Annotated in this window: 26 protein-coding genes; 17 read left to right on the plus strand and 9 right to left on the minus strand. The window is 41.4% G+C overall.

Going from position 1 to position 21,117, the window contains the following annotated elements; translation table 11 throughout:
• Nucleotides 1–145 precede the first annotated feature (145 nt).
• The 7 genes from ACE1CD_RS19695 to ACE1CD_RS19725 all read left to right on the plus strand — a co-directional run bounded on the left by ACE1CD_RS19695 (nucleotide 146) and on the right by ACE1CD_RS19725 (nucleotide 3,422).
• The gene (locus ACE1CD_RS19695) at nucleotides 146–607 is read left to right on the plus strand and encodes a NifX-associated nitrogen fixation protein (protein ID WP_374791716.1); all 462 of its coding nucleotides are present in this window, start codon (nucleotides 146–148) and stop codon (nucleotides 605–607) included.
• Between the two features lie 115 nt (nucleotides 608–722).
• Nucleotides 723–938, plus strand: coding sequence for a CCE_0567 family metalloprotein (locus tag ACE1CD_RS19700; RefSeq protein WP_374791718.1), 216 nt, complete (start codon nucleotides 723–725; stop codon nucleotides 936–938).
• Entirely contained in the window at nucleotides 935–1,252 is a 318-nt protein-coding gene (gene nifW, locus ACE1CD_RS19705) for a nitrogenase-stabilizing/protective protein NifW (RefSeq protein ID WP_374826056.1), read from the plus strand. The genes ACE1CD_RS19700 and nifW overlap by 4 nt, the downstream gene beginning before the upstream one ends.
• Nucleotides 1,253–1,263: 11 nt before the next feature.
• Nucleotides 1,264–2,010 (plus strand): ThiF family adenylyltransferase, encoded by a 747-nt coding sequence (locus ACE1CD_RS19710; RefSeq protein WP_374791722.1) that lies wholly within the window; start codon nucleotides 1,264–1,266, stop codon nucleotides 2,008–2,010.
• A gap of 119 nt (nucleotides 2,011–2,129) precedes the next feature.
• On the plus strand, nucleotides 2,130–2,513 hold the full coding sequence (locus tag ACE1CD_RS19715; protein WP_374793794.1) for a HesB/IscA family protein: 384 nt from the start codon (nucleotides 2,130–2,132) through the stop codon (nucleotides 2,511–2,513).
• Between the two features lie 154 nt (nucleotides 2,514–2,667).
• Nucleotides 2,668–2,970, plus strand: coding sequence for a 2Fe-2S iron-sulfur cluster-binding protein (locus ACE1CD_RS19720; RefSeq protein WP_374793795.1), 303 nt, complete (start codon nucleotides 2,668–2,670; stop codon nucleotides 2,968–2,970).
• 191 nt (nucleotides 2,971–3,161) lie between these two features.
• Nucleotides 3,162–3,422, plus strand: a complete 261-nt coding sequence (locus tag ACE1CD_RS19725) for a FeoA family protein (protein ID WP_374793796.1) — start codon at nucleotides 3,162–3,164, stop codon at nucleotides 3,420–3,422.
• A gap of 56 nt (nucleotides 3,423–3,478) precedes the next feature.
• On the opposite strand, the gene ACE1CD_RS19730 is transcribed toward ACE1CD_RS19725, so the two are convergent.
• Nucleotides 3,479–3,688, minus strand: a complete 210-nt coding sequence (locus ACE1CD_RS19730) for a molybdopterin-binding protein (RefSeq protein WP_190462894.1) — start codon at nucleotides 3,686–3,688, stop codon at nucleotides 3,479–3,481.
• Nucleotides 3,689–4,640: 952 nt separating this feature from the next.
• Here ACE1CD_RS19730 and ACE1CD_RS19735 point away from each other — a divergent pair.
• Nucleotides 4,641–5,240, plus strand: coding sequence for a CBS domain-containing protein (locus ACE1CD_RS19735; RefSeq protein WP_374826057.1), 600 nt, complete (start codon nucleotides 4,641–4,643; stop codon nucleotides 5,238–5,240).
• Nucleotides 5,241–5,410: 170 nt separating this feature from the next.
• Here ACE1CD_RS19735 and ACE1CD_RS19740 read toward each other — a convergent pair whose 3' ends face one another.
• The 4 genes from ACE1CD_RS19740 to ACE1CD_RS19755 form a co-directional block, all read right to left on the minus strand.
• Complete coding sequence (locus tag ACE1CD_RS19740; RefSeq protein WP_374826058.1) at nucleotides 5,411–6,262, minus strand: acyl-CoA desaturase; 852 nt, start codon at nucleotides 6,260–6,262, stop codon at nucleotides 5,411–5,413.
• 208 nt (nucleotides 6,263–6,470) lie between these two features.
• Nucleotides 6,471–8,507, minus strand: coding sequence for a magnesium-protoporphyrin IX monomethyl ester anaerobic oxidative cyclase (gene bchE / locus ACE1CD_RS19745; RefSeq protein WP_374826059.1), 2,037 nt, complete (start codon nucleotides 8,505–8,507; stop codon nucleotides 6,471–6,473).
• Between the two features lie 97 nt (nucleotides 8,508–8,604).
• Complete coding sequence (gene hemN, locus ACE1CD_RS19750) at nucleotides 8,605–10,002, minus strand: oxygen-independent coproporphyrinogen III oxidase (RefSeq protein WP_374793800.1); 1,398 nt, start codon at nucleotides 10,000–10,002, stop codon at nucleotides 8,605–8,607.
• 251 nt (nucleotides 10,003–10,253) lie between these two features.
• Nucleotides 10,254–11,015, minus strand: a complete 762-nt coding sequence (locus ACE1CD_RS19755) for a heme oxygenase (biliverdin-producing) (protein ID WP_374793801.1) — start codon at nucleotides 11,013–11,015, stop codon at nucleotides 10,254–10,256.
• 371 nt (nucleotides 11,016–11,386) lie between these two features.
• On the opposite strand from ACE1CD_RS19755, the gene acsF reads away from it, so the two are divergent.
• Both acsF and ACE1CD_RS19765 read left to right on the plus strand, forming a co-directional pair.
• The gene (acsF, locus tag ACE1CD_RS19760) at nucleotides 11,387–12,460 is read left to right on the plus strand and encodes a magnesium-protoporphyrin IX monomethyl ester (oxidative) cyclase (protein ID WP_374826081.1); all 1,074 of its coding nucleotides are present in this window, start codon (nucleotides 11,387–11,389) and stop codon (nucleotides 12,458–12,460) included.
• Between the two features lie 523 nt (nucleotides 12,461–12,983).
• Entirely contained in the window at nucleotides 12,984–13,289 is a 306-nt protein-coding gene (locus ACE1CD_RS19765; protein WP_374826060.1) for a hypothetical protein, read from the plus strand.
• Nucleotides 13,290–13,476: 187 nt separating this feature from the next.
• Here ACE1CD_RS19765 and ACE1CD_RS19770 read toward each other — a convergent pair whose 3' ends face one another.
• Both ACE1CD_RS19770 and ACE1CD_RS19775 read right to left on the minus strand, forming a co-directional pair.
• Complete coding sequence (locus tag ACE1CD_RS19770; RefSeq protein WP_374826061.1) at nucleotides 13,477–13,908, minus strand: aspartyl protease family protein; 432 nt, start codon at nucleotides 13,906–13,908, stop codon at nucleotides 13,477–13,479.
• Complete coding sequence (locus tag ACE1CD_RS19775; protein ID WP_374826062.1) at nucleotides 13,901–14,116, minus strand: hypothetical protein; 216 nt, start codon at nucleotides 14,114–14,116, stop codon at nucleotides 13,901–13,903. Before ACE1CD_RS19775 ends, ACE1CD_RS19770 begins: the two co-directional genes overlap by 8 nt.
• 118 nt (nucleotides 14,117–14,234) lie before the next feature.
• Here ACE1CD_RS19775 and ACE1CD_RS19780 point away from each other — a divergent pair, with 118 nt between their 5' ends.
• Both ACE1CD_RS19780 and ACE1CD_RS19785 read left to right on the plus strand, forming a co-directional pair.
• The gene (locus ACE1CD_RS19780; protein ID WP_374826063.1) at nucleotides 14,235–14,480 is read left to right on the plus strand and encodes a hypothetical protein; all 246 of its coding nucleotides are present in this window, start codon (nucleotides 14,235–14,237) and stop codon (nucleotides 14,478–14,480) included.
• A 121-nt stretch (nucleotides 14,481–14,601) separates the two neighbouring features.
• A complete protein-coding gene (locus ACE1CD_RS19785) occupies nucleotides 14,602–15,129 on the plus strand; it encodes a hypothetical protein (protein ID WP_374826064.1) in 528 nt (175 codons plus the stop codon).
• On the opposite strand, the gene ACE1CD_RS19790 is transcribed toward ACE1CD_RS19785, so the two are convergent.
• Nucleotides 15,104–15,235, minus strand: coding sequence for a hypothetical protein (locus ACE1CD_RS19790; RefSeq protein WP_374826065.1), 132 nt, complete (start codon nucleotides 15,233–15,235; stop codon nucleotides 15,104–15,106). The two genes, ACE1CD_RS19785 and ACE1CD_RS19790, sit on opposite strands and share 26 nt — an antisense overlap.
• 149 nt (nucleotides 15,236–15,384) lie before the next feature.
• Nucleotides 15,385–15,585 carry a hypothetical protein gene (locus tag ACE1CD_RS19795; protein WP_190462818.1) on the minus strand — a complete coding sequence of 67 codons (201 nt, stop codon included), beginning with the start codon at nucleotides 15,583–15,585 and terminating at the stop codon, nucleotides 15,385–15,387.
• 327 nt (nucleotides 15,586–15,912) lie between these two features.
• Here ACE1CD_RS19795 and ACE1CD_RS19800 point away from each other — a divergent pair, with 327 nt between their 5' ends.
• The 5 genes from ACE1CD_RS19800 to ACE1CD_RS19820 all read left to right on the plus strand — a co-directional run bounded on the left by ACE1CD_RS19800 (nucleotide 15,913) and on the right by ACE1CD_RS19820 (nucleotide 20,977).
• Nucleotides 15,913–16,128, plus strand: coding sequence for a hypothetical protein (locus ACE1CD_RS19800; protein WP_374826066.1), 216 nt, complete (start codon nucleotides 15,913–15,915; stop codon nucleotides 16,126–16,128).
• Between the two features lie 90 nt (nucleotides 16,129–16,218).
• A complete protein-coding gene (locus ACE1CD_RS19805; RefSeq protein ID WP_374793808.1) occupies nucleotides 16,219–17,181 on the plus strand; it encodes an AAA family ATPase in 963 nt (320 codons plus the stop codon).
• Nucleotides 17,182–17,298: 117 nt separating this feature from the next.
• Nucleotides 17,299–17,418 carry a DUF5615 family PIN-like protein gene (locus tag ACE1CD_RS19810; RefSeq protein WP_374826067.1) on the plus strand — a complete coding sequence of 40 codons (120 nt, stop codon included), beginning with the start codon at nucleotides 17,299–17,301 and terminating at the stop codon, nucleotides 17,416–17,418.
• 221 nt (nucleotides 17,419–17,639) lie between these two features.
• A complete protein-coding gene (locus ACE1CD_RS19815; protein ID WP_374826068.1) occupies nucleotides 17,640–18,989 on the plus strand; it encodes a DUF58 domain-containing protein in 1,350 nt (449 codons plus the stop codon).
• On the plus strand, nucleotides 18,986–20,977 hold the full coding sequence (locus tag ACE1CD_RS19820; RefSeq protein ID WP_374826069.1) for a transglutaminase family protein: 1,992 nt from the start codon (nucleotides 18,986–18,988) through the stop codon (nucleotides 20,975–20,977). The genes ACE1CD_RS19815 and ACE1CD_RS19820 overlap by 4 nt, the downstream gene beginning before the upstream one ends.
• Nucleotides 20,978–21,117 lie beyond the last annotated feature (140 nt).

Consider the following 21,117-nt stretch of genomic DNA (forward strand, 5'->3'; position numbering starts at 1 on the left):
TATCATGTCACTCCACAGGTTAGTAGGGGCGGGTTTAATGATATATCACATTGCTCCACAAGCTAGGCAATTAAACCCTCCCTTACGCCCCTACAAATGTAGATTTGTTCAACCAATTGACCTTAAGAGACGAGAGAAAATTACGATGACTGCAACAGAAACTAACTTGCCCCTAATTCAAACACCTTTCTTGCAAGAAATAGTTCGTCAAATTCGCGCCCAAGATAGCCTTGGTGTTTATCGCAATTGGTCGGATGAATTGATTATCAAACCATTAATTGTTAGTAAAGAACAAAAACGGAAAATCTCTGTAGAAGGGGATGTCGATCCGGTAACGCAATTGCGAATCACGGCTTTTTATCGTGCGATCGCTACTCTCATAGAACAACAAACCGGGTTACTCTGTCAGGTAGTGATTAATTTAAGCCATGAAGGATTCGGTTGGGCATTAGTATTTTCAGGTCGCCTTTTAGTCGTATCCAAAACCCTAAGAGATGCCCAACGTTTTGGCTTTGAATCCCTGGAAAAACTAGCTGCTGAAGGCGAAAAAATTACTAATTCTGCGGTTGAATTAGCTAAACGCTATCGCGAAGTAGCAGACATTTAATTATCAACTTTAGGTTTGAGATTTTGGATTTACGATTTATGCCTTACCCAATAATGGAAACAAATCTAAAATCCAAAATCCAAAATCTAAAATTTTTCGATGAGGTAACAAATTTATGGTGCAAGCAAACTTAAGCATTGAGGAAATGAAAACTCAAATTAAGCGCCTCAACAGCAAAGGTGGTCAACTCAAAATGGAACTTCACGATTTAGCAGAAGGTTTGCCCACCGATTTCGAGACCATTATGGAAGTAGCTGGTAGAACTTACGAGCTATTTAAAGAGTTAGACAACCTGAAAAAAGAGCTAAAAGCAATGGAGTCAGCCCAATGACACAAACGTTATCTGACTTTAAAAAGATCGTGGATGCTGAGGAATATTTCCAGTTTTTTCAACTTCCTTTCGATCCGCAGATTGTGAATGTTAATCGCCTGCACATTTTGAAGAAGTTCTCTCAGTACGTTAGTGAAATTGATGAGAACTATCCCAATATCGAACCGCAGGAAAAATTGGATAAGTACCGCGATGCTCTCGTAAAGTCTTATGAATTATTTTTAACTTCAACAGGCGTAGAGCAGAAACTGTTCAAAGTGTTCAACGAAAAACCCAAAAATGTGGTTTTACTCTCAGAAATTCAGTCTGACTAAGGAGAATAGAAGTGTTAAACCTTACACCTACTGAGTTAGAACGTTATCACCGCCAAATGATGCTCCCTGGTTTTGGGGAATCAGCACAACGTAAACTCCGCCAAGCGACTGTATTAGTCACGGGTGTAGGGGGATTAGGCGGTACGGCTGCGCTATATTTAGCGGTGGCGGGAGTTGGTCGATTAATTTTAGTTAGGGGCGGAAATTTACGCTTAGATGATATGAACCGTCAGATTTTAATGACGGATGATTGGGTAGGTCAACCCAGAGTTTTCAAAGCTAAAGAAACGCTTTCTTCCATCAATCCCGATGTAGAAATAGAGGCGATTCCCGAATACGTTACGGCAGCAAATGTTGATTCTTTAGTGTTACAAGCGGATATCGCTCTTGACTGCGCTCATAACTTTGAAGAACGGGATTTGTTGAATGCTGCTTGCGTGCGTTGGGGTAAACCGATGATCGAAGCAGCCATGAATGGAATGGAAGCTTACCTAACTACAATTATCCCTGGCGAAACTCCTTGTTTATCTTGTTTGTTTCCCGAAAAACCGGAATGGGATAAACGCGCTTTTAGTGTTTTGGGAGCAGTTTCGGGAACGCTAGCTTGTCTGACTGCACTGGAGGCAATTAAGGTAATTACTGGCGTAGGAGAAACTCTATCCTCTAAATTATTAACGATGGATTTAGGTACTCTCAATTTCGCGAAACGTCGTTCTTATAAAGATTCCCATTGTCCCGTATGTGGAACTCACAAATAAGGGAATGGGGACTTTTGTAGGTTGGGTTGAGCTATTGCGAAACCCAACAACCCGATACACAGCGTTGGGTTTCGTTACCTCAACCCAACCTACAATTATTATCCAAATAGGAGGATTTTATGACGACTATGACGATTAATATGACTGAAAAAGCAGCATTTCGGCTTCGCACTTTCTTGAGAGCTACTGCTGCACAAGAAACAGCTCCTGTACGCAAAGGCGTGCGCCTTGCAGTTGCTGATGGTGGTTGTAGCGGTTACGAATATAAAATGGATATCACCAGTCACCCAAAAGATGATGATTTGGTTGTGGAACAAGATGCAGTGCTTTTTTATGTCGATCGCAACAGCGCATCTTTACTCGAAGGACTTGTGATTGATTTCGTCGATGGTTTAATTGAATCGGGATTTAAGTTTACCAATCCTAACGCGACTGATAGCTGCGGTTGTGGCAAATCTTTCAAAGCTGGTGATTGCACTCCCGCAGGTGTTTCTTGCAGTTAACTCAGTTCTTGCACCGCTTGTCAGAAACCGGTTTTTTGCAAATGCCTAAACTTGAAGACCCAGATTATGGGTCTATAAACCTGGTTTCTCAAGCCTTATGCAGTGTTTTGTTTAAGTAAGTTTTTCGGAATTTTCAACGATTTGGTATAGAACAATGACGACTACCTACAAAGTGCGCTTGCAAAGTAAAAAGTACAAATTAGATACAGTAATTGATGTAGATGAGGATACTTATATTCTCAAAGCTGCTGAAGACGCAGGAATAGATTTACCATTCTCTTGTTCGGCTGGGTCTTGTTCTAGTTGTGTTGGAAAGTTGCTTGAAGGTCAAGTAGATCAGTCGGATCAAAATTTCTTAGATGACGAACAAATTGCTAAGGGATTTGTTCTACTTTGTGTTGCTTATCCTAAATCTGATTGTACGATTCGCACGCATCAAGAAGCGTACCTTGTTTAAAGATTTACTGGATCGACGCGATAAACCGAGCTATTTAAAATTGCAGATTTAAAATATAACAATTTTTTAAATCTGCAATTTTACATTTAAAAGCTGAAATCGATAGAACTACATTGGATCGTCTCCCAGAAGTAAAAAAGATTTAATTTCAGTTCGTTTAATTAAAGAGTTACCAAACAGAGGTGTGTTAAATGTGGAATCAAGGCTTTACAGTTTGTCTTTCTCCACTGGAGTTGCTAAAACCTGGAGAGCAAGGAATCGTGACTCGTTTTCGCAATGCAGATGAAAAGATGATTAAAAAGCTAAATCAAATGGGCATATCCCCCGGTATCACTATTACTGTGGAACAGCAATTACCTACCTTTTTAGTCAAAGCCGATCGGCATTGGCTAGAAATCGATCGAGTCCTCGCTCGATCGATTTGCGTTCGGTTAACTGATTCGCTTCTCTAAATTTACCTAACTTTAGTAGCCAACCATGACTAACTGCTAGTTTCTGTAGGTAAATTTTAATCAACCGCAACCATTACATCTGTTGACTTGATGATAGCATAAAGTTCTTTGCCTACTTCAATCCCCAGGCTTTCCCCTGAAGATTTTGTGATGATGGAAACTATTTCGACACCAGGAGAAATTTCTATGACTACTTCTGTATTAACCGCTCCTGGTGTAACCTGTTTTACCTTACCTTTGAGAGCATTACGAGCGCTAATTTTCATGTTTTTACCTAAAGGCTTTCAAAATTTTACGTTTTTATAATACCAGATATTCTCTCTAGTTAGCACCATGTAATTTAGTCAAAAATTAAGGTTTGTTTAATTTTCTTCTGTGGGTGATAGTTGCTAAATGAATTGGTAGCATACATAGCAGAAAATAAAATGACGATGATTTACTTTCCTGGCCGAAAGCACTCGTTGTCAACACCAAAACAAACATTTTCAACCATCCGAACACCTTTAGTTTTCCTAATGAAACAGACGGAAAAATACTTTAAAATATCGTCCCTTTCCTTAGCACGTTCAACTTAATTCAGTGAGGTTATTGATGATGTCAGAGTAAAGTATCTGCGAGCGAAAATCGCCTAATTTCAAGTATTTTTATAACTTTTAGTAGGGGCAATTAAATTTTGCCTCTACTATTTACATTGGTTGAAAACCCTATTAATTATTATCTAAATACTAGACGTTGAGTTTTTAATAAAATTTTAGAAATTCCTAATGACAAATATAAGAAAGTGTGTATCAAATTCAAAAAATGTTAATTTTAATATTTATTTTATAATCTTCAGTAAAAACAGCTACAATAAGCCTGATTTTGGTGTTATTATATTTGCAGGGTTGAGTTGTTGCAATAAAAACTTGACCGAGCGCTATTAATTGAGGGAGATATTACGTGGTTTTAATCAAGTCTCCATCGAGCGATTGACAAATATGCCGAAAACCAAATATTTGTAAACAACGTGATTCTTCCTTGCTATCGAAGACAAATTCGATTCAATTTTTGCTGAAAAGCCAATAACTGATTCAAGCTATTTTCTGTTTGAATTGGTCAATCAGTCTTCTCACAATAGCAGATTGCATCTGAGTCAAGTATGTTTTCATACTGACAAACATTGCAACAGCTTATAACCCTTTACTTGGCTGAACTCGACCAACTAAAAGGAGGACAATTATGAAGGCCAAAGATATTATGACCCAGGATGTAGCTACTGTTCGCGGTTCTGCAACTGTAGCTGAAGCCGTCAGGCTAATGAGGCTAAAAGAAGTCCGGGCGCTGATAGTAGAAGCTCGCGATTCAGAAGATGCTTACGGCATTGTTACCGAAACAGACGTTGTAGCTAAAGTCGTTGCTTATGGGAAAGACCCCAAAGAAGTGCGCGTTTACGAAATTATGAGTAAACCCTGCATTGTGGTTAATCCCGACCTGAGTTTGGAATATGTAGCGCGGTTGTTTGCTAATACTGGCGTATGGCGTGCGCCTGTCATTCAAGGTGACTTATTGGGTATCATTTCCGTCACCGATATTTTGAACAAAGGTGATTTCCTAGAAAACCCGAAATTGGCATATCTCGAACAAAAACTTCAGCAGGCTATCTCGAATGCTCGTTCAGCTGCCGCCAACTTTGGTAATGACTCCAAAGAAGCCACTGAAGCTTGGGATTTAGTCGATGAAATTGAAGCCGAAGCAGGTTTTTATGGCCTACCAAAACCAGAAAAAACAGCCAGGGAGCTATTCTTTGAGCGGCCAACGCAAACTGTAGCTGTCAGCTAAAAAGGATGCGGAGCAAAGGGAAAAAGTAAATACTGCTTTTTTCCTTTTGTCTTTCCTGTTATCTACTCCTAATCAATCAGAAAGGGTCGATCGCTACTCGACCCTTCCTCCTAATTGCTATTAGGATTATATGCTTGATGGCAGTAATGGAAACGCCTTTATTACATTACTTAAAGCTTCCCGGTAGCTGAAGCGGGCGGCATCGTTACTTTCTGGGCTAAGCCTAACTTTTTCAGCAACCAAATTGCCCACCAGGTAACATCGATTTCCCACCAGCGCCAGCCTGCTTTGGCTACGTTGGGATGCGCGTGATGGTTGTTATGCCAGCCTTCGCCATAAGTAACAATTGCTGCCCACCAAAGATTGCGAGAATTATCATTGGTTTCAAATGTCCGATATCCCCATACATGAGTAACGGAGTTAATAAACCAAGTGCTATGCCAAAGTAGAACGGCTCTCAAGAAAACACCGTAAATTACAAACGACCAGCCACCTAACGCATAGAGCAAAATTCCTAGAGGAATTTGCAGAAAAAGATAGTAGCGATCGAGCCAACAGTAAAACGGTTCTCGCACTAAATCGGGAGCGAATCGCTTGTACTGTTGGTAGTTGAAAAATTCTTTCCGAGGAAAGATCATCCATAACATATGACTCCACCAAAATCCTTTCCGGGCGGAATAGGGATCTTTGTATTCATCCTCGGTATAGGCATGATGCAAACGGTGTCCGGCTGTCCAAAAAATCGGGCCTCCCTGAAGCGCTAATGCACCGATAAAAGCGATCGCATACTCCAGCCATTGCGGAACTTGAAAACTGCGATGACTCAATAAGCGATGATAGCCCAAACAAATGCCGATACTTCCTAAAAACCAGTGCAGAAATATCGTAACTCCTAATGCTGACCAGGAGAAACACCAAAAAGCCAATAATGCGAACAGGTGTACGATCGCAAAAAAAATAAAGATGAGCCAATTTAAACCTGGTTGATTCTCAGGTGATGTTTGTACGGAATCGAATGTCATTAATACTTCCTCAACCACAAAAAAGGTTTTTGATTTTAGATTTATTGATGAATAAATCTAAAATCTCTGGCTAAAATCTCAAATCGAATTGTCAGATTCGCCAGTTTCGCACCAGGGTCATAAACCGGATTTTTACAGTTAACTCAAGCTGAAAACGTAAACTTTTCGTTCAAAAACCCGGTCGATCGCCAGTGCATAAGTCCTGTATTTATCCGGCGGTCACAGTTGTTGGCAAAAGATGCGCGATCGCAGGGTCTTGGTATTTGCCATTCCGATGAGTTATTCGTACCGCTTCTGCTAATTTTTCAATTGGAGCATTCTTGGCACAAATACCATCGACTCCCGCCGCAAGTGCATCGCACAAAAGCTCTTGTCCATCGGGACTTACCAGAACCAAAATTTTGGACGGAATCACGTAAGAATTGGCTTGCACTTTACGGGCGTTGCGAATGAATTTTACCAAATCCATATCCGGTAAAGTGCTATCCACCACAGCAACATCAACATCGATCGATTCTAATAGCACTAAGCCTGTTTCCGCATTTGTGGCTTCGCTAGCAACTTCAATGCCAGTTTGCGCCCGCAGATTTACGCGCAAATCGATCCGAGTTTGTTGATCGTCCTCAATCACGGCAACTTGAATTATATCATGCTGCTGATGCGCTTTGGTATAAGTATTGCCTGACTGCAAATCGTTAGGAGCGCCACAAGCTGAAATAGTTCCCACAAAATCTATATCAGCCGGACGTTCCTGTCTCAAATTAGCCATTTGTTCGGCACTCAAAATTCTCGATTCATCAAAGCCAAACTCAATTTCAGTGTGTAAACCTTTCTGCTTAACTCGTTTGAGATTGTAGAAGCGTTTGTTAAAAGTCGTCTTCACAAATGCCCACAGACATCCTAGCAAATAGCGGCGTTTAAATGGATCTTTTTCCAACCAATACTCTAGAAACTTCCAAGAATAAAAACGAGCATAGTTGCGAAGTACGCCTTTGAGAACTTCTTCCCGCGTCATCTTTTCCGGCTTAATAATCGGCGTGACGAAGTTGTAGTGAGAATAATCGCGAATTTCAACTTGATCTGCTAAATCCTGAAACAGTTCGGAAAATGGCCAAGGCGTGTACATATTCCAATTGGTCATATCCGCCTGCCAATCCCGCGCCATTCGATAAGTTTCTTCGATCGTTTCTGGCGTTTCGGTAGGCAATCCCATGATAAATTGCACTTCCGCTAAAATGCCGTTTTGTCTTAACAGTTGTACTGCTCTTTTGTTATCTGCGATCGTAGTTTCTTTGCGGAATAAATTCAGGTTTAATTGGGCGGCTGCTTCTGTTCCTAACGAAACGTGAACCAATCCCGCTTTGCGATATAAAGACAGTTCTTTTTCATCTCGCAAAACATCGGTGACTCGCGTGTTGATGCCCCAATGTACGCCGAGATTGCGATCGATCAGTTCGCGACATAGCGCCATAAACCGGGATTTGTTGATCGTCGGTTCTTCATCTGCTAAAATAAAGAAACCTACTTTATATTCTTTTACCAACCGTTCGATTTCATCAACGAAATGTTTGGGCGATCGCGAACGGTATTTCCGCCAGAATTTCCATTGGGAACAAAACCGACAGCGGAAAGGACAACCCCTTGAATAATTGGGAACCGCAACTCTTGTATTGAGAGGCGTATAAATGTATTTCTCCCATTCTAAAAGACTCCAATCCGGGGTAAGCGTATTCAAATCTTTGATGGGAGGATGGGCTGGAGTTGCTACAATTTTGTCATCTTCGAGAAAAGCAATACCTAGAATATTACGCCGATTTAACAGGTCTGTACCATCTGCGATCGCACGCATTAAATTAACAGTAATTTCTTCGCCTTCACCTCGAATAATATAATCAACCCAAGGCGCTTCGTTCAATACTTCCCGATACATATAAGTTGGGTGAACGCCACCCATAATAGTCTTTGTTTCGGGATTGATTTCTTTCACCAATCTCAGGGTATTTTGAGACTTATAAATCATCGGCGTAATTGCCGTTGCCAGAACTACATCGGGCTGATAATTGCGGATGATTTCCACTAATTCAGCATCTTCAATATAGTTAGTCATGGCATCAACAAAACGTACTTCATTGAAGCCCGCCGTCTTCAATGCGCCACCCACGTAAGGCACCCAACTGGGAGGCCAATTTCCGGCGATTTCGGCTCCCCCAGAGTGATAATTGGGTTGAATCATCAGGATACGCATTATTTATTTGCCTCCCTCATTTTATTTGTCAGCAGCCAGCAGTCAGTAGTCATTAGCCATTACAAATGACCGATGACTAATGACTGCTGATCAAAAATTAAATTGCTTTGGAAAAATTGGTATTTGTTTTATGCTTCAGATAGGTATCGAAAGCAGAAGCAATATTGCGGATTAACAATCGTCCCGCTGGAGTCACTTCAATGCGATTGTGATAAAGGCGAACTAATCCATCAGCTTCCAGCTTTTTCAACTCATATCGTTCCGTGCCAAAATACTCATCGAAATCTCGATCGAAGCTGAGATGATACTTCTCTTCAAAATCGTCTTTAGATAATTGGAATTGACACATTAACTCCATGATTGCCGTGCGGCGAATCACATCATCTTGACTGAGACTCACTCCGCGTTCGATCGGCAAAACATTCTCATCAATAGCTCGATAGAAGTCTTTCAGGCGTTTGTGATTCTGAACGTAGACATCATGCAGCATACTAATAGAAGTTACGCCAAAACCGATCAAATCGGATTCCGGTTTGGTAGTATAACCTTGGAAGTTGCGATGCAGTTTTCCTTGCCGTTGTGCGATCGACAATTCATCGTTTGGTTTGGCGAAATGATCCATACCAATAAACACATAACCATTGGCGCTCAAATCCTCGATCGCCATTTGCAAAATATCGAGTTTTTCTGGCCCTTTGGGAAGTGCTTCTTGGGGAAGTCGTTTCTGTATTGGCTTCATCCAGGGTACATAAGCAAAATTAAATACGGCGATGCGATCGGGATCGAGTTTAATCGTTTTGTGGATAGTATCGCGGAACGTATTTAAGGTTTGGAAAGGCAACCCATAAATCAAGTCAACATTAACGCTTTCAAACCCCGCTTCTCGAATCCAATCCATCACATTAAATAGCAGGTCTTCTGGTTGAATGCGGTTAACTGCCTCCTGCACTTGCGGATGAAAATCTTGAATGCCAAAACTAATCCGATTGAATCCCAAATCTTTCAAAAATAAAACATACTGTCGATCCAAATATCGGGGATTGACCTCTATGGAAATTTCCGCATTTGGATCGAAGCGAAAATGCTGATTAATCGCTGCCCATAACTTTTCAATTTGACTCAAAGAAAGATAATTCGGCGTCCCTCCTCCCCAGTGCATTTGCTCGACAAGGCGGCGGGAATCAATCAAATCTGCCATCTGGCGAATGTGACGCACCGTATAGTCCAGATAAGGTTCTGCTACTTCTTTGCGTTGCGTAATCACAGTATTGCAACCGCAGAAATAACAAGGCGTTTCGCAAAACGGGATATGACAGTAGAGAGATAATGGCGTTTTTTTATAATTACCGACTGCAATCCCAGCTCTGAAATCGACTAATTCAAACTCAGGTTTCAGCTCTGTCGCCGGCGGATAACTGGTGTAGCGCGGTACAGCTTGGTCGTATTTGCGGAGTAATTCTGAGTCAAATTGAACGGTGGGTAGCGATAAGCTCATGCGCTGGAGTTCCTTTCTTGTTTGATAGCTGGATATTTGAAAAAGTGCTGAATTGTCGGTACGGCAGGTACGTAGTTGGGCTTTAGCCCTCTTCTCTTATCCCAGTAGCAATAATAGGCGTCAAGCCCAACTACATACCCAGGGCTAAAGCCCAACTACATACCCAGGGCTAAAGCCCAACTACATACTCAGGGCTAAAGCCCAACTACATACTCAGGGCTAAAGCCCAACTACATACTTAGCAACTTGAGTTAAATGCTGTGTTGAAGAACGGGAGCTTCGCTGACGGAATTTTGCGGAACTCGCTCTGTGCTACCGGGTCTATCCTGACGGGTGAGCAGATCGAATACGTGTTCGCCAATGGCAGCTTTTACATCGTCTTCCAATTCGTGAACGACATCGCGATTGAGTAGAAAAGCATAGTTAGCTTCGTCTACAATGCGTTGAATTGTTGCTTCGTCAAGCGGTAAGGAATTGAGCGCAAGCCGATATTTTTCCTTGAATTCTCGTCGGGCTTCTGGCGTGGCAATTTGCTCGAAATCATGCAATCCAGTACCTATATCGGCAGGCAAATTTAGGGCCGATCGCACAATATTTTTCAACGCCTGACCGCCGGACAAATCGCCCATATAACGGGTGTAGGCGTGTGCGATTAAAAGTGCCGGATCGGTATTGGCGATTTCGTTTAGGCGATCGACATAAATCTTACCAGCAGGTAAAGGAGTAATTTCCGATCGCCAATTTTCACCGTAGTAATATGCTAAATCTTTCTCCAGATTCGCCGTGCGGTTGAGTTCTTGGAAATATATCCCTCCTATTGCTGGATGCTCCAAATGCCGCCGCAGCGCTTCTTCCAGCGTACTGTAAACATAATACAGATTTGCCAGCAACTTGCGAAATGGCTCCCGCTCTACAATCCCTTTCAGGAAGCACTTCATATATGCCGTGTTTTCCGCGACGGTGTGGGAATGTTTCGTACCTTCTCGCAGGCGGCTGGCTAAATCGTGGCTCATGTTGAGTTCCCTCATTCTTAAGAAATTGTTTTCTTGGCGATACCTGTGAGCGCAATGTGCAGTAACATCGTCGAGCAGGCACGCTTCAGTTCAATTAAACGGCTCTTGCATACTATATAGCTATCGAGCTATGAATGGGATCGAGAGTTTGCATAACTTAACAAAGTCTTTTTGCATAGAAACCCGGTTTCTTGAAGAATAGAAACCCGGTTTCTTCAAGAAACCGGGTTTCTGGATGTTTCTCGACGAAGCAACCGGGTTTCTGGACTGGGCCAGAGGAAGTTTATTACTTTTTTTGAAGAGTCTGTTCAAGAAGCGACAAGTGTTATAACTTAATAGCTATGAAGTTTCAAGGGAACCGATCGCACACTATGGTTACTTCTCCGGCAAAGCCCACTCTGAATGTATCCGAAGGCAAAACAAAAGCACTCAAGGAAAACATCCTCACCCCCCGCTTTTACACGACAGACTTTGAAACGGCGGCAAAGCTGGATTTGTCAGCCCAGGACAGCGAATTTCAGGCAATGCTGGCAGAAATGCGGGCGGATTACAATCGGCACCACTTTGTCCGCGATGAGACGTTCGATCGCTCTTGGGATAACCTGACTGGAGAAGCGCGACAAGCATTTATCGATTATTTGGAGAGGTCTTGCGTTTCCGAATTTTCCGGCTTTCTGCTGTTTAAGGAACTCTCGCGCAAACTCAAGGATCGCAATCCCGTACTATCCGAGATGTTTCAGCTGATGGCGCGAGATGAAGCCCGCCATGCGGGATTCCTTAACAAAGCAATGGGCGATTTTGGCTCGACGATGGATTTAGCCTACTTGACAAAAAATCGAGTTTATACATTCTTCCCGATCGAGTGGGTAATTTACACAGTTTATCTATCAGAGAAGATTGGCTATTGGCGTTACATCATTATTTATCGCCATTTAGAAAAACATCCCGAAAATCAGTTCTACCCGCTATTCCGCTACTTTGAAAGCTGGTGTCAGGACGAAAACCGCCACGGAGATATTTTCAAAGTATTATTGCGATCGCAACCCAAACTCTGGCAAACTTGGCAATCTCGGTTATGGAGTCGCTTTTTCTTACTAACAGTATTTGCGACGCATACCCTCACCGTTCACGAACGCACTGGTTTTTATAACGTGCTGGGAATCGATGCAACTGAATTCGATCGGGAAGTAATTCGCAAAACCAACGAAACAGCAGCGCGTGCATTCCCATCAGTTCTCGACACCGAACATCCAGAATTTTACGATCGCTTGCATCGTTGTTCGGATTTGAACTTGCAAATGTCCGAGATCGATCGGAGTTCTCAATCCAAATGGGTGAAAAAGTTGCGTAAATTGCCATTGCAACTATCAATTGTCGGTCATTTGGTGCGAATTTATCTAACCAAAGGTATTGACGCCGAAGCGCTGAGGGGAACTGTGCGGTAATTTAGAAACCCGGTTTCTTCAAGAAACCGGGTTTCTGGTATTTATTTGAGCTAACTGGAAATTGGTATGTATTGGAACTCATTTGCTGTAGGCGCGGTTTTTGCAGATATTATGTCAGTTTGTACAAAGGGATAATGGCTAAACTAGCTCGTACCAAGCCTGTAACTCACAGAGTTGCAAACAGCCATAAAAAATTATGGATTTTTTGTAAACGTTAATTTTACTGAATTTATAAGTAAGTAGGATTTTTCAGGCTATGTGAATTTCAACCGTATTTATACTGAATGTTAAATAATAAATTCCGCTCTTGTTAGGGATAAAAACGTAGAATTACGATATACAATAAATTTTAATTAACGAAAATAAAACCGTAAAAATTCCCTCTTGACATCTTACTGTGTATACTTTCTAATAGATGTATCTACCCAGTCTGTGAGAAATAGGTTTAGGTTGAAAGAAAACAAAAAATAATTTTCTTCGGAAAGAAATTTAGCTCAAATAATGTATGTGTTGAAGGAGAAAAATGCCCCTATTTACAACATTACAATTTACTCAAATGCTCCTGGCGGAAACTAGCTCTTGCCATACTGTTGGGCCTGCGGAGTTAATCGCCATCACAGTTGTACTAGGCGGACTTTTGACCTTTGCTGGTACTGCTAGTGTACCAGCAATGACGATTGCAATACCTGCCGCAGTTGCTAAGATTCTAGCAGGTCTTGCAATTGGTGTTAGTTTCACTGCCATAACAGTACCATTACAGCCATTTTTAGAGATAGCGGCTGTGGCGGCTGTAGCTGAAAGCATCAAGCATATCTTGGGATGTGGTTAATTGGAGCATTGTGCCACCTCCCTGCTCTGTGGGGAGGTGAGTAGAAGGGAAACTTAATTAGGAGTTTAATTAATTCTGACTATTTGCTTTCGCTCAAAAGTGTCACTAAGATATCGATTCGCCTGCGATCGCACTCCCGTAACGCCATCCTAACTCTACAAAACTTAGTATAATAAAGACGATCGCATCATTTATTGGAAGTTTTTGCTTTTGGACTGACTTCAAAATATAACTGCGATCGGTAAAAACAAACGTTAAACTCCATAAAAAAGTTGACTTGCCCTAGAATTAACGGTACTGTAGTAGCTTGAGTCCAGGCAAACACCTGTTGTACGGGTTCAAATTGTCCGATCGCTACTCGAAGAATCACTACACGCGCCTCATACTGAGCTAAGTTTCCTGTCAGATTTAAAGCAGTTGTTTGTCGCTCCCAATCATATCCCAGATCGACACCTATTTGATAAGGCAGTACATTAACTGTTGCTCCTGTGTCTAGCAAACCTAATATTTTAACAGAACGTTGTTGATAGACCAAAGTAATAGGTAAATATGGACGAAAGCCAGCTTCGCCCAGTGAAGTGTCAGCACAGATAAAAGGATATCTTTCAGGGTTACTCATTGTCTTCTATTTTGCTATCTTGCAGCACTTTGAGCATAGTATTTGCTGCTTCAAACGCATCGTAAGGCGACCAAACAGGATAAGATTGGTCAGGTTTGATTAAGTCTGTTTCTTGCTGGGCTAGTTCAGAGATCAAAACCTGCATAATGTAGAGCTTATCTGCACGGGTAAGCCCTTGTATAGTAGTAAGTAATTCCGGTGAAACCATTTATCGCTTCGGTAGGTCAGGTACATCTCTCCATTATATAGTTGTGTACATACCGATCGAGTAGAAAAAGTAAGAATTATTAGCGCCCGCCAAGTTACTCGCCAGGAGAGGAGATTCTATGAACAAGGAAATTGAGAACGAAATGGAAGATGAATTACGTTCAGAATATGATTTTTCTCAGATGCAGGGAGGCGTGAGAGGAAAATATATTGAGCGATATCGTACAGGAACTAACTTAGTACTTTTAGATCCCGATGTTGCCAGAGCTTTCCCTAATGATATGGCAGTCAATGATGCCTTGAGAATGCTAATCCAAGTTGCACAGCCCCAGCAGTCTAATAACACTATGCAGCCAACAGAATAGCAATGTGGGCTAAATGCTAAGACTTGCGATCGCACTCCCGTAACGCCATCCCAACTATGCAAAACTTAGTACGATAAATGCGATCGCAAAGTAACCTAATCAAATCAAAAGGAGAACAGCAATGTCATGGATATTTAGTTTGTCGGCTGAGTGTGGTACAGAACAGACTGCTGCCGAGCAGTTTTCTCGCTATTTCGATCGAGTTTCTTGGATTCTTTCAAATAAGAACCAATCCCAATGTCACACCGGAATTTTTCAGGATATCGAAGATAATTGGTGGTGTCGAGTTTCTCCCAGCGGCATAAGTGAAGTGGGAATAGACACACCAGAAACAGCTTATATTATGACAGAAATTGGTATTCTGCTCTATCAACATTTACGGTTTGCTCCCAACTTTCGCTATGCTTTAGTTGGTTTAGAAGTAGACGAATTTAGAACTTATAGCGAACTGATTGAAGAAACTTCCCTCCAATCTTTTCCGGGGTTAGTTTTAGCTGAAACAATTTGGCAGGAAATTGGATCGCCTCCAACATTTCGATCGTTCAGTTCGGGATATGTTTGGCAACCATACCAGGGTGAAGTTTATCAACCGCTAATGGTATCGTCAGATTTGAAAAACAAACTCAATGAATTGCTGAGTGTGGGGTAAATGCTAAAGATTCACGCAATTCTTCCTGTGCTGGTAAAATAGCAGCGCAGCGAACAGAATAAAAACGATCGCCGATCGTGCAGAGGTGATGAGCAATCGATCGCATCGTTTCCGACTATGAATTGCCACAATTCATCAGACGCGCAGCCAAAATAGCTGAGCTTACAGTTATTCAGAATTATTAATAGTACTTAACAAAACTGAGGGTGTGGATCGCGTCGGAAACGATTTTTAAGGTTAGATTCGGTGTTGCCTTTATTTTAGTAACCTGGTCACGCGGACGTCGTATTCACAACCTTGTGGATGCTCGCTTTTAGCTTGGGCTAGTGCCATATTATCAGCTAAAGCTTTAGATTCTGCATCGATTTCGTACCTTGTTGTTCCGCAGCGAAAGGCATTGGTGCTTGGTGCAGAGGATTCTCTGATATCGACCAATACCTCATAAGTGTGAGCCATTTTGGGCCTCCTCGTTTTATCTGCAAACGATGGAATACAGAAATTAGTATATGAACTTAAAGTGGCTTTAGTCGTCAAAGCAATACAATTCTTATTACATTTTCCCGAACATACTATTATTCAATCACCTCAAACGCCGTCAAATCCAGACTGAGAGTCGAAGGGTGTTGTCCGATCGTCTTGCGATCGCACTGAGGGGTCTAACCCCCCATCGCGATCGAAAGTATCGTTTAGCACTTATATTATGTCTGTTTGCATTACTTTGTGTATTAGACATTTCCAAAAATTATTGTGGGGTAGGCATCCTGCCTGCCCTTTGAGATTCTTTTGGAGGAGAGATCTATTGCGATCGCGCTTGCAGATCGATCGCCATTCACAACAACGCACAATTACCCTGTTTTATTAGACATCTCCAAAAATTCTTCTGGGGTAGGCATCCTGCCTGCCTTTGAGGTTCTTTTGGAGGAGAACTCTATTGGTGCGATCGCCCCGATACTGGGCATTATTCAAAGTTTTGCTACATCAGACTTCCGGAAGGATTAAATCAGCCTTATAATAACCTTATCTCATTTACAGTAAGCAACCACAACCACATCGTCTAATTCGCCAAAAATATTGCGATCGCGAACTAAAATGGATAATGGCAACTACTCAAATCATACCTTATCTGGCAAAGAAATTTATGAAAAAATTTGTCACAATATTCAAAAGGTGATGAAAGGGCAATCAACAGCAATCAGAAAACTGTTGTCAGCCTTTGCTAGTGGCGGTCACGTTCTCCTAGAAGATTATCCCGGCACAGGTAAAACTACTTTAGCCAAAGCATTAGCTTATTCCGTCGATGTCAGCTTCAAGCGCATTCAATTTACACCGGATCTGTTACCATCAGATATATTGGGAATTTCGATGCTAGATCCGAGCGATCGCACTTTTCATTTCCACGAAGGGCCGATTTTTGCTCATGTTGTCTTAGCTGACGAAATCAATCGCGCATCACCGCGCACTCAATCAGCGCTATTAGAAGCAATGGCAGAATTTCAAGTCAGCATTGATGGAAATGTCCGAAAACTTAAAGATCCATTTTTTGTCATCGCTACACAGAATCCCGTCGAATCTCGCGGTACTTACCCGCTTCCAGAAGCCCAAATGGATAGATTTGCGCTGCAATTTAGTTTAGGATACATATCGCCGGAAGACGAGGTAAATCTACTTTCAGATCAAATTCAAAAACATCCGATCGATACAATTCAACCTTGCGTTGACCTCCAAGATATCATAAAATTAAAACAGCAAGTCAAACAAGTTAGGATTAGTGAAGAATTAAAACGATATCTTGTCGATATTGTCAATGCTACTAGGTCAGCAGAAAGCGTACAATTAGGTGCAAGTCCTAGAGGTTCCCTCGCCTTAATGAAAATTGCCCAAGCATTAGCTTTGTTCGATGGCTATGAATTTGTCACGCCAGAACATATTCAAGAATTGGCGGTAGCAGTAATTGCACATCGGTTAGTGATGGAACCGCAAGCGCGTTTCTCTGGCAAAACCGCCGCCGGAGTTGTGGAAGAAATTTTGAAATCCGTTCCCGTTCCGACTTGAGGAAAATTAAAAACTTGGTTAACTTAGATTTAAAGGATAAGATGAGCGTAAAAAGTTTAATCATTTAAACCCTAAGAAAAGAGTGATTTTCGTACAATTAGGAATATTAATTCAGGTATGAAATTACTATTTGACCATAATCTTTCTCCCCGATTGGTTAATCGACTTGCAGATATTTTTCCTGACTCAAATCATGTCATCTTAAAGCAATTATCTCTTCTGTGTAGGTTGGGTTGAACGTAAGTGAAACCCAACATTGCTTGGTTAGTTGGGTTTCGTACCTCAACCCAACCTACTCTCGTTAACTTAGAGATTTAAATGACAATGAAACGTTTTCTCTATCGACTTTTTCATTTCACTTATGCGCTCGAACAATCGCGCCGCAGTTGGTTAGTTTGTTAGTTGGGTTGAGGTACGAAACCCAACCTAATCTCGTTAACTTAGAGATTCAAATAGCAATGAAACGTTTTCTCTATCGACTTTTCCATTTCACTTACGCACTCGAACAATCGCGCCGCAGACGATTGACAACCAGCGGAGTAATAATTTTATTATGTTTGATTATCTCAGCCATGCTTGGCTTAGACACCAACCAAAACTTAACCTATCAGATATTTACTTTCCTTTTATCAATCCTCATCATATCAATTGTTTCCAGTCGCTTTTTTAGCTTCCGTTTTAGCGCCGTTCGGATTCTCCCCCGCTTCGCAACAGTTGGCGTCAACCTCAAGTACCGCATTGTCATTCACAACAAAACCAACAAAATCCAAAACAACCTGCAATTATTGGAAAGTTTTGCCGACCCCCGTCCCACTTTTCCAGAATTTATCGCAACACCGGAACCTGAAGAACAAAAACGAAATGCTTTTGATAGATATGTGGGATATTATCGCTGGGTGTGGTTAATTGCGAGGAAACGAGTAGCAACAGCAAAAGCAATAGATTTACCTCCGCTTCCACCCAACCGTAAAACCGAAGTCGTCTATGAAATCGCACCTGCATACCGAGGCTTGATTCGGTTTGCTGATTTGACAGTTATTCGACCCGATGTTTTTGGTTTATTCAATGCTTGCGTTACCAATTATTTACCGCAATCTTTATTAGTTTTACCCAAATTATACAACGTACCGCCGATTAAACTTCCCGGTTCGCGAAGATATCAATCTGGTGGTGTCGCGTTAGCTTCATCGGTGGGAGATTCAGAAGAATTTCGGTCTTTGCGAGAATATCGTCCGGGAGACTCTCTGCGAAAAATTCACTGGAAAAGTTGGGCGAAAGTTGGTAAACCAATTGTTAAAGAAGAACAAGATGAATTTTTTGTCCGCCATGCGCTGATTTTAGATACATTTCAAAGCGTTAAGTATAGTGAAATATTAGAAGAAGCAATAGCAATAGCCGCTTCTTTAGCCTGTGAAGTGCAAACCCAAGAATCCTTATTAGATTTGATGTTTGTCGGACACGAGGCTTATTGTTTTACCTTTGGGAGAGGGTTGAGTCATACTGACAAAATGCTGGAAATCCTCGCTTCTGTTGTCGCTTGTCCGGATAAATCTTTTGATTCGATTATTCCCATAGTGATGGAGAGGGTTTCGCTGTTGAGTGGCTGTATCTGCATCTTCCTTTGTTGGGATGATGACCGAAAAAGGTTAATTAATTATCTCAGTGGGATGGGTATTCATAGTTTAGTTTTAATTTTAACATATCCAGGTAAAACAAACAACTTCGATCGCGAATCAATGCCAGATGGAATAGCAACTTTCCGCATCTTAAACTTAGGCAAAATCCAAGAGGAATTAATGCAATTATGAAAACACCAATGCTTCTGCTGGGTGCAGGTTTAATCTTTTGGGGTTGGCAAACGGGAATGTGGATTTTTGCCATACCAATGGCTATCCTTATCGAAGGTTCTCGCTTCATTTCCTGGCGGTGGGATTTCTCCAAAGCTGATGTGCGTCGGATAGCGAATTTATGTCTGATTATTCTAATATTTCTAATTGTTTATCTTCTCATTCAAAATCCCACTTTTTACTTCGTCTATACTCTTTTGCAGTGGCTTCCGGTTGTCTCGTTCCCATTGCTGGCTACTCAAACTTACTCGCTGGAAGAGAAGATTGATGTGACGACACTTTTTTTGTTATTCAACGAAGAAGAAACGAACAAAAATAAACGATTTACCATTAATATTAATTATCTTTATTTCGGTATTTGTATTTTAGCAGCTAGTAACGCCAACGTTAGAGATATTTATTTTTATATTGGGATGTTTCTACTGTTAGCGATCGCACTTTGGTCAGTCCGGTCTAAACGATTTTCCCCGATGCTTTGGCTTTGTTTCATTCTAACTGCTGGAAGTATTGGATTTATCGGACAATTGGGATTGCATCAACTCCATCTTACCTTAGAAGACCGGGTGGCGACATGGTACAGCAATGGTAACGAATTAGAGACAAATTCGTTGAAGAAACAAACGAATATGGGAGATATTGGCGTATTGAAGCGATCCAATGAAATTGCGTTCCGAGTCGCTACGGAAAATCAACAAACTCGTCCCCGATTGTTGAGGGAAGCAACTTATAATAAGTATAAAGCTTCCATGTGGGTAGCATCCAAACCGAATTTTACTCCCGTACAACCTGAGACAGATGGTACGAGTTGGCGTTTGGCAAATCAACCCGCGAATCATTCTACAATCACTATTTCTACTACTCTGCGTGGCGGTCAAGGTTTATTAACTCTACCAGATGGCACATTTGAAATTGACAAATTACCAGTCAGTCGGATGGAGAAGAATAAGTATGGCGCGGTGAAAGTAGCGGGAAAAGTTAATCATATAACTTACCATATCCATTTTAATCATAATCTTTCTTTAGATAACCCACCAACAGAAGACGATTTGCAAATCCCCGACAGAGAAAAGCCAGCACTTAACCAAATCCTTCGCCAACTGGATATCCAAAGTAAATCACCGCCAGAAATAGTAAACCGCATCGATATGTTTTTCCAGAAAAACTTTACTTATTCTCTCCAATTAACGGGGAAAGAAAATAATTTGACTCCAATATCAACATTTTTACTGAAAAGTCGCGCCGGACATTGCGAATATTTCGCGACTGCAACTACACTTTTGTTGCGTGCAGCAGGTATCCCAGCGCGTTATGCGGTTGGTTATTCCGTTCGCGAATTTAGCAGTTTGGAAAATCAATATATTGTGCGAAGTCGCCATGCTCATGCTTGGACAATGGTATATTTGAATAATAGATGGCAAGTCTTAGATACCACGCCTGCGGATTGGACAAGTATTGAGGATGCAAGTGCTTCTAAATTCGGATTTATATCTGATTTATGGTCGCTGTTGACTTTCAAATTAGGAAATATCATCGCTAGTCAGGCTTTACAATATGGATGGTGGCTGATTTTGCCGTTGATATTTATTCTGATGTGGAGATTTGGTCATAAAAAAGGTGTGCGCCGTTTATCTGCCAAACGGATATTGCCGAAAGCAAAGACTAAATCTGATTTTGTTACAAAGAATTCGGAATTTGCTTTAATCGAAAAAGCTTTAAATGAGTTAGGATTAACCCGTCACCCGTCCGAGTCTTTAAAATCCTGGATTAAACGGATGAAAGAGGAGTCAGCCGCATCGGACTTAATTGATGATATAATACCAATAGTCGAGCTTCATTACCGCGATCGCTTCGACCCCGCCGGAATTAAAGAGACGGAAAAAACAATCTTGAAGTCTTCGATTCGATCGTGGCTGAATAAATATTATCCAGCCGAGGTTGCTAAAAAATGATTATCCTATGGGCGATACTGGATTTGAAGTAGTTCCTATCCGTGTGAAGGATATGCGAAATAGCCTAAAAAGATTGATAATTCTTCTCTAATACAGCAATTAATATTTTTTATTTAAAATGGCTATAAATTACTAATATA

The sequence above is a fragment of the Aerosakkonema sp. BLCC-F183 genome (assembly GCF_041929145.1).
GTDB lineage: Bacteria > Cyanobacteriota > Cyanobacteriia > Cyanobacteriales > Aerosakkonemataceae > Aerosakkonema.